Genomic DNA, 8,083 nt, shown 5'->3' on the forward strand with positions numbered 1-8,083 from the left:
GCCCCCGGCCCACGGACGGCCGGGGGCGTCGTGCTGCCCGGGCCCGGCCGGCGACGGAGGCGGAGGTGCCGCGGGCATCGCGCGGCCGGGCCCGCGAGCAGCTCGTGGGAACGGGCGACCGTCAGGTGTCGGACGGGTCGAGAACCGGCAGGCGTCGCGAGATCGGTGGCGTCAGGCGCCGCGAGGTCGGCGACGCGGCAGGTGTCGCCGAGGTCGGCGACGCGGCCGGCATGGCGTGGTCGGCGACGCGGCAGGCATGGCGTGGTCGGCGACGCGCCAGGCATGGCGAGGTCGGCGACGCGTCAGGCATGGCGAGGTCGGCGACGCGTCAGGCGTCGCGGCCGAGCGCGTCACGCATCGGCACGAGCTTCGCCTCGGACTCGGCGAGCTCGGCGGCGGGGTCGGACGCGGCGACGATGCCGCAGCCCGCGAAGAGCCGCACCTCGCGCGGGTCCTGCGCGTCGACCTGCGCGGACCGCAGGGCGATGCCCCACTCGCCGTCGCCGTCGGCGCCCATCCACCCGACCGGCCCGGCGTAGCGGCCGCGGTCCATGCCCTCGACCTGCGCGATGAGCGCGCGGGCGGCGGTCGTGGGCGTGCCGCACACGGCGGCGGTCGGGTGCAGCGCGGCCGCGAGCGCGAGCGACGACGGGTGCGTCGTGGTGCCGACCGGCGCGGTGAGCACGCCGGTCACGTCGGACGCGAGGTGCAGGACGTTCGGCAGGTGCAGCACGAAGGGCACGTCGGGCACGTTCGTCGACGAGCAGAACGGCTCGAGCGCGCGGGCCACGGACGACACCGCGTACTCGTGCTCCTCGAGGTCCTTCGACGAGTGCGCGAGGATCGCGGCGCGCGCCATGTCGGCGGCGTCGTCGCCCGTCCGGCGGATCGTGCCGGCCAGCACGCGCGAGGTGACGAGGCCCTTCTCGGACCGGACGAGCAGCTCGGGCGTCGCGCCCAGGAGCCCGTCGACGCTGAACGTCCAGCAGGACGGGTACCGGCGGGCGAGCCGCTGCAGGGCCCAGCGCACGTCGACGGGGTGCTGGGTGCGGGCGCGCACGTCGCGCGCGAGGACGACCTTCTCGACCTCGCCGGCGCGGATCGCGGCGACCCCGGCGGCGACGACGTCGCGCCAGTCGTCGGCGGGGACGGCGCCGTCGCGGTACTCGACGTCGCCGGGTGCGACGGGCGGGACGTGCGGGCCGACGACGTCCGCGAGCGTGGGCGCGGCGCCGAGCCGCGGCCCGGCGGTGAGGGTCGTGAGCCAGGTGCGGCCGCCGCGGCGGCCGACGACGACGCGCGGCACGACGACGACGCCGCCCGCGGGGGAGTCGTCGTCGAACGCGAACGACGCGAACGCGACGGGGCCGGTGCCGGGCACGTGGACCTCGTCGCGGACCACGGCGTGCGCGAGGACGGACCGCCAGGCCTCCTCGGCGCGCGCGAACCGGTCGGCGCCGGTGACCTCGACGCGCAGCGTCTCGCCCCAGGCCACGATCCCGTCGCCGCGCCGGACCCACGCGAGGGGTGCGTCGGAGGGCAGCAGGTCGAGCAGGTCCGCGGGGTCGGGGGTGCCGGCGTCGGCGTCGTGCGTCCGGCCGAGGTCGTCCAGGGCGACCGTCCGCACCACGAGCGGCTGGGGGACCGCGTCCGCGGGCGCGGCGGTCTGCGTGGTCATCACGTCCAGGGTAGGACCCGTGGCGGGCGCTGCTCGTCGACGGCGGTGTGACGTACGCGGCACCCCCGTGCGGCGCGGCGCGCGGGACGCGGCTCGTCGGCGGAGGGCGGACCTGCGACGATGGGCGGCATGTCCCGTGCCTCCCTCGAGAAGGACCCCCGCGACGTCGCGCGCATGTTCGACGCGGTCGCGCACCGGTACGACGTGACGAACGACGTCATCTCGCTCGGCCAGGACCGCGCGTGGCGCAAGGCGACGCTCGGCGCGCTCGCCGCGCAGCTGGGGGAGACGGTCCTCGACCTGGCCGCCGGGACGGGCACGTCGGCCGAGCCGCTCGCGGACGCGGGCGTGCGCGTGGTCGCGTGCGACCTGTCGATGGGCATGCTCGAGGTCGGCAAGCGCCGTCGCCCGGACCTGGCCTTCGTGGCCGGCGACGCGCTGCACCTGCCGTTCGCGGACGCGTCGTTCGACGCGGTGACCATGTCGTTCGGGCTGCGCAACGTGTCGGACGTCCCCGCCGCGCTCGAGGAGCTGCTGCGCGTGACCCGGCCGGGCGGGCGGCTCGTGGTGTGCGAGTTCTCGACGCCGTCGTGGAAGCCGTTCCGCACGGTCTACTCGAACTACCTGATGCGGGCCCTTCCGCCGGTCGCGCGGGCCGTCTCGAAGGAGCCCGAGGCGTACACGTACCTCGCGGAGTCGATCCGCGAGTGGCCGGACCAGCGCGCGCTGGGCCTCCTGGTGAAGCGCGCGGGCTGGGAGCACGTGGCGTTCCGGAACCTGTCCGGCGGGATCGTCGCGCTGCACCGCGGCACGCGTCCGGAGTGAGCCGTGCGGGGCGTCCGACCGGGTGACGACGCTGGTCGGGGCCGGTCGCGGCGGTCCCGTCCGATTCTCACGGCCGGTCGCGGGCCCTGCGCGGCGCGCGGGACGCCGCGCCCGGTGCGACGCCGACGCGGAGCCGCAGGCCAGCGGCCCTTCTTCACGCCGCCTCCACAGGTTAGGCACACCTTCGGAGACACCGTCAGATGCCGTGGTTACACTCGCGCTGACCGCACGTGAACATCGTCACAAGTGGGGAGCCGCTCGTGGTGGGGACGACGACGGATGACGCTGACGTCATCGTCGTGGGCGCAGGGCCGGCCGGCTCGAGCGCCGCGTTCCACTGCGCCTCCGCAGGCCTCGACGTGCTCCTCCTCGAGAAGGCCGCGTTCCCGCGCGACAAGGTCTGCGGCGACGGCCTGACGCCGCGCGCGGTCGCCGAGCTCGTGCGCATGGGACTGCCGCTGCGCGAGCAGGACGGCTGGATCCGCAACCGCGGGCTGCGCGTGATCGGCGGTGGCCACCGCCTCGAGCTGCCGTGGCCCGAGCTCTCCTCGTACCCGTCGTACGGCCTCGCGAAGTCGCGCATGTCGCTCGACCACACGCTCGCGTCGCACGCCCGCGCGGGCGGCGCCAAGCTGCTCGAGCGCACGTCCGTGACGGGCCCGGTGCGTGACGAGCGGACGGGGCGCGTCGTGGGCGTCACGGCCCGTCCTGTCGACGACAAGGGCCACCGCGCGGGCGACGAGGTCGTCTACCGGGCGCCCGTCGTCATCGCCGCAGACGGCGTCTCCACCCGCCTGGCCACGTCGGCCGGCCGCACCAAGCGCGACGACCGTCCGATGGGCGTCGCCGTCCGCACCTACTTCCGCACGCCGCGCCACGACGACCCGTGGATGGAGAGCCACCTCGAGCTCTGGGACGGCGAGCCCGGCCGGTCGAACCTCATGCCGGGCTACGGCTGGATCTTCTCCCTCGGCGACGGCACCGCGAACGTGGGCCTCGGCTCGGTGAGCTCGACGGCCGCCGCGACGAAGGTCGACTACAAGGCGCTGTTCGCCGCGTGGATGCGCAACGCGCCCGCCGAGTGGGAGTTCACGCCCGAGAACCAGGTCGGCCAGGTGCGCGGCGCCGCGCTCCCGATGGGCTTCAACCGCGGGCCGCTGTACGGCGACGGGCTCATGCTCGCGGGCGACTCCGCGGGCATGGTCAGCCCGTTCAACGGCGAGGGCATCGCGTACGGCCTGCAGGCCGGTCGGGTCGCCGCCGACGCGATCGCGCAGGGCCTCGCGCGGGGGACCGCGGCGGGCCGCGAGCGCGCGTTCGCGACGTACCAGCGCCGCATGAAGGACGACCTCGGCGGGTACTACACGCTCGGTCGCGTGTTCGTCCGGCTCATCGAGCACCCCGAGGTCATGCGGATCTGCACCCGCTACGGCCTGCCGCGGCCGCTGCTCATGAAGTTCGTGCTCAAGCTGCTGTCCGACTGCTACGAACCCCGGGGCGGTGACATGGTGGACCGGGTGATCGCCGGGCTGGCACGGATCGCACCGGCCGCATGAGCTGTCCGCCCCGCACCCGCCCTCGGCTCGGCCTCGACGAAGAGGAGTGACGTCCTGATGGACAACCCGTACGCCCCGCTGCTCGTCCTCATGGGCATCGCGGCCGTGCTCGCGCTCGGCGGTGTCGGGGCCAGCGCGATCCTCGGACCGAAGCGCTACAACCGCGCCAAGCTGGAGGCGTACGAGTGCGGCATCGAGCCGACGCCGCACGCCATCGGCGGTGGCCGGTTCCCGATCAAGTACTACCTGGTGGCGATGACGTTCATCGTCTTCGACATCGAGGTCGTCTTCCTCTACCCGTGGGCCGTCGCGTTCGGCGACCTCGCGGTGTTCGGGCTCGTCGCGATGCTCGTGTTCCTCGTGCTCATCACGGTGCCGTTCGTCTACGAGTGGCGGCGCGGGGGCTTCGAGTGGGACTGACGTCACGGACGGGGGCGCGACGGCCGGGGGAGGCTCCCCGGGGCGCGCGCACAGGCAGGGCCACAGGCACCACAGCACGGCGACGGACGGAGGGCTGACGCATGGGGATCGAAGAGGCTCCCTCGGGATTCCTGCTGACGACGGTCGAGGACCTGGTCGGCTACTTCCGCAAGGGTTCGCTGTGGCCGGTGACGTTCGGCCTCGCGTGCTGCGCGATCGAGATGATGGCCGCCGGTGCGCCGCGGTACGACCTGTCGCGGTTCGGCATGGAGGTGTTCCGCGCGTCGCCCCGGCAGGCCGACCTGATGATCGTCGCGGGCCGGGTCAGCCAGAAGATGGCGCCCGTCGTGCGGCAGGTCTACGACCAGATGTCCGCGCCGAAGTGGGTGCTCTCGATGGGCGTGTGCGCGTCGTCGGGCGGCATGTTCAACAACTACGCGATCGTGCAGGGCGTCGACCACGTCGTGCCGGTGGACATCTACCTGCCGGGCTGCCCGCCGCGTCCGGAGATGCTCATCAACGCGATCCTCACGCTGCACGAGCAGATCCAGAACGAGCCGCTCGGCGTGAACCGTCGCGAGGCCGCGGCCGCCGCCGAGGCCGCCGCGCTCGCCGCGACGCCCACCTCGCACATGACGGGGCTGCTGCGATGACCGACGAGAAGAAGGATGCCGCCGCGGCCGTGAAGCCGGGCGACGCCGGCACCGGCGCGCAGGCGACCAGCGAGGCCGCGCTCGAGGCGGGCGGACAGAACGTCCCGGCCGCGCGCACGCCGCTCGAGGTCGTCGACGTCCGGCAGGGCATGTTCGGCGCGCACGGCACGGGTGACACCTCCGGGTACGGCGGGCTCGTCGTCCCGGTCCTGATGCCGGCCGCGAGCGAGCGCCCGTACGGCGGCTGGTTCGACGAGGTCGTCGACGTGCTGACGGAGGTCCTCGACGAGAACGGCACGGGCTTCGCGAACGCCGTCGAGTCGGTGGTCGTGGACCGTGAGGAGCTCACGCTGCACGTCGCGCGCGAGCACGTCGTCGCGGTCGCGAGCGCGCTGCGCGACGACCCCGACCTGCGGTTCGAGCTCAGCCTCGGCGTCAGCGGCGTGCACTACCCGCACGAGACGGGCCGCGAGCTGCACGCCGTCTACCACGTGGTGTCGGTGACCCACGGGCGTCGCCTCCGGTTCGAGGTGACGGCGCCCGACGCCGACCCGCACATCCCGTCGACGACGTCCGTCTACCCGGCCAACGACTGGCACGAGCGCGAGACGTACGACTTCTTCGGCCTCGTCTTCGACGGCCACCCCGGCCTCGCGCGCATCGAGATGCCCGACGACTGGCCGGGCCACCCGCAGCGCAAGGACTACCCCCTCGGCGGCATCCCGGTCGAGTACAAGGGCGCGACCGTGCCGCCCCCGGACCAGCGGAGGTCCTACTCATGAGCACCCCCCACGCGACCGCGCACCTGGTCGACGACGAGACGACGGGCGTCCCGACGTTCGAGGCGTCCGGCGGCGACTGGTCGGACATCGCCGAGGAGGCGGCGCGCCTCGGCGAGGAGCGCATCGTCGTCAACATGGGCCCGCAGCACCCGTCGACGCACGGCGTGCTCCGGCTCATGCTCGAGATCGACGGTGAGACGGTCACCGAGGCCCGCGCGGGCATCGGCTACCTGCACACCGGCATCGAGAAGAACATGGAGTTCCGCACCTGGACCCAGGGCGTCACCTTCTGCACGCGCATGGACTACGTGGCGCCGCTGTTCCAGGAGGCCGCGTACTGCCTGGGCGTCGAGAAGCTCCTCGGGATCACGGACGACGTGCCCGAGCGCGCGACGGTCATCCGCGTGCTGCTCATGGAGCTCAACCGCATCGCGTCGCACCTCGTGTGCCTCGCGACCGGTGGCAACGAGCTCGGTGCGACGACGATCATGACCGTGGGCTTCACGGCCCGCGAGGAGGTCCTGCGGATCTTCGAGCTCATCACGGGCCTGCGCATGAACCACGCGTTCATCCGCCCCGGAGGTGTCGCGCAGGACATCCCGCCCGGCGCGATCGACACGATCCGCGAGGCGCTCACGTCGATGCGCCACTACTTCAAGCAGCTCGAAGACCTCATGATGGCCAACCCGATCCTCCACCTGCGCCTCAAGGAGGTCGGCTACCTCGGCCTGTCGGGCTGCATGGCGCTCGGCATCACGGGCCCGGTGCTGCGGTCGGCCGGCCTGCCGTACGACGTGCGCAAGGCCGCGCCGTACTGCGGCTACGAGACGTACGACTTCGAGGTCCCGGTCGCGACCGAGGCGGACTCGTGGGCGCGCGTCGTCCTCCGCATGGAGGAGTGCTACCAGTCGATGAACATCGTCGAGCAGACCCTCGACCGCCTCCAGAAGATGGGCCCCGGGCCCGTCATGGTCGGCGACAAGAAGATCGCCTGGCCCGCGCAGCTCGCGATCGGGTCGGACGGCATGGGCAACTCGCTCGACCACATCAAGGAGATCATGGGCACCTCGATGGAGGCCCTGATCCACCACTTCAAGCTCGTGACCGAGGGCTTCCGCGTCCCGGCCGGCCAGGTGTTCCAGACCGTCGAGCACCCGCGCGGCGAGCTGGGCGTGCACCTCGTCTCCGACGGCGGCACGCGGCCGTACCGGGCCCACTTCCGGGACCCGTCGTTCAACAACCTGCAGGCCGTGTCGATCATGTGCGAGGGCGGGCAGGTGGCCGACGTCGTCGTCGCCGTCGCGTCGCTCGACCCGGTGCTCGGAGGGGTGGACCGCTGATGTCGGTCGAGGAGATCGGGGGCGCCCGCGTGCCGGGCGCCACGCACCGCACGGCGTTCGACGACGAGACGCGCGCGCGGCTGTCCGCGGACGCGGCGGTGATCAAGGCCCGCTACCCGCAGGAGCGCTCGGCGCTGCTGCCGCTGCTGCACCTGGTGCAGTCGGAGGACGGCTACGTCAGCCCGCGCGGCATCGCGTTCTGCGCGGCCGAGCTCGGGCTCACGACGGCCGAGGTCAGCGCGGTCGCGACGTTCTACACGCAGTACAAGCGGCACCCCAACGGCGACTACACGGTCGGGGTCTGCACCAACACGCTGTGCGCGGTCATGGGCGGCGACGCGATCTGGGAGGAGCTCTCCGACCACCTCGGCGTCGGCCACGACGAGACCACCGAGGACGGCGCGATCACGCTCGAGCGCGTCGAGTGCAACGCGGCCTGCGACTACGCGCCCGTCGTGATGGTCAACTGGGAGTTCTTCGACAACCAGACGCCGGACTCCGCGAAGGACGTCGTCGAGGCCCTGCGCGCGGGGACGCCCGTCGCCCCGACGCGCGGCGCCGACCACGTGTGCACGTTCAAGGAGATGAGCCGCGTGCTCGCGGGCTTCTCCGACGGCCGCGCGGACGAGGGCGTGGGTGCCGGTCCCGCGACGCTGCGGGGACTCGAGCTCGCGCGGCAGGAGGGCTGGACCGCCCCGCCGTTCACCGACGAGGAGCGCACGCGCGCCGCCGAGCAGGCCCGGACGCCGGCGCGGGGCACCCCGCGTGCCGCGGCACCGGCGGCACCGGCGGGCGAGCGTCCCGCGTCCGCGGCCGAGCCCACCCCGGC

Annotated in this window: 8 protein-coding genes; 7 read left to right on the top strand and 1 reads right to left on the bottom strand. The window is 73.6% G+C overall.

Annotated elements, in window-relative coordinates:
* Positions 1-328: 328 nt before the first annotated feature.
* Positions 329-1,678 (bottom strand): isochorismate synthase, encoded by a 1,350-nt coding sequence (locus CTKZ_RS19335; protein ID WP_124344445.1) that lies wholly within the window; start codon positions 1,676-1,678, stop codon positions 329-331.
* 129 nt (positions 1,679-1,807) lie between these two features.
* Between CTKZ_RS19335 and CTKZ_RS19340 the strand changes: the two genes are divergently transcribed.
* From CTKZ_RS19340 to nuoE, 7 genes are all read left to right on the top strand, one after another.
* The gene (locus CTKZ_RS19340; protein ID WP_124344446.1) at positions 1,808-2,503 is read left to right on the top strand and encodes a demethylmenaquinone methyltransferase; all 696 of its coding nucleotides are present in this window, start codon (positions 1,808-1,810) and stop codon (positions 2,501-2,503) included.
* 230 nt (positions 2,504-2,733) lie between these two features.
* A complete protein-coding gene (locus CTKZ_RS19345) occupies positions 2,734-4,059 on the top strand; it encodes a geranylgeranyl reductase family protein (protein WP_371852399.1) in 1,326 nt (441 codons plus the stop codon).
* Positions 4,060-4,116: 57 nt separating this feature from the next.
* Positions 4,117-4,479, top strand: a complete 363-nt coding sequence (locus tag CTKZ_RS19350) for an NADH-quinone oxidoreductase subunit A (protein WP_124344447.1) — start codon at positions 4,117-4,119, stop codon at positions 4,477-4,479.
* A 101-nt stretch (positions 4,480-4,580) separates the two neighbouring features.
* A complete protein-coding gene (locus CTKZ_RS19355; protein ID WP_124344448.1) occupies positions 4,581-5,132 on the top strand; it encodes a NuoB/complex I 20 kDa subunit family protein in 552 nt (183 codons plus the stop codon).
* On the top strand, positions 5,129-5,914 hold the full coding sequence (locus tag CTKZ_RS19360) for an NADH-quinone oxidoreductase subunit C (protein ID WP_124344449.1): 786 nt from the start codon (positions 5,129-5,131) through the stop codon (positions 5,912-5,914). The genes CTKZ_RS19355 and CTKZ_RS19360 overlap by 4 nt, the downstream gene beginning before the upstream one ends.
* The gene (locus CTKZ_RS19365; RefSeq protein ID WP_124344450.1) at positions 5,911-7,254 is read left to right on the top strand and encodes an NADH-quinone oxidoreductase subunit D; all 1,344 of its coding nucleotides are present in this window, start codon (positions 5,911-5,913) and stop codon (positions 7,252-7,254) included. Before CTKZ_RS19360 ends, CTKZ_RS19365 begins: the two co-directional genes overlap by 4 nt.
* Positions 7,254-8,083, top strand: an 830-nt coding sequence (nuoE, locus tag CTKZ_RS19370) for an NADH-quinone oxidoreductase subunit NuoE (protein WP_124344451.1), incomplete at its 3' end; no start/stop codon positions are given. The genes CTKZ_RS19365 and nuoE, both read left to right, overlap by 1 nt.

It is taken from the genome of Cellulomonas algicola, from assembly GCF_003851725.1.
In the GTDB taxonomy this organism is placed as follows: Bacteria; Actinomycetota; Actinomycetes; order Actinomycetales; family Cellulomonadaceae; genus Cellulomonas; species Cellulomonas algicola.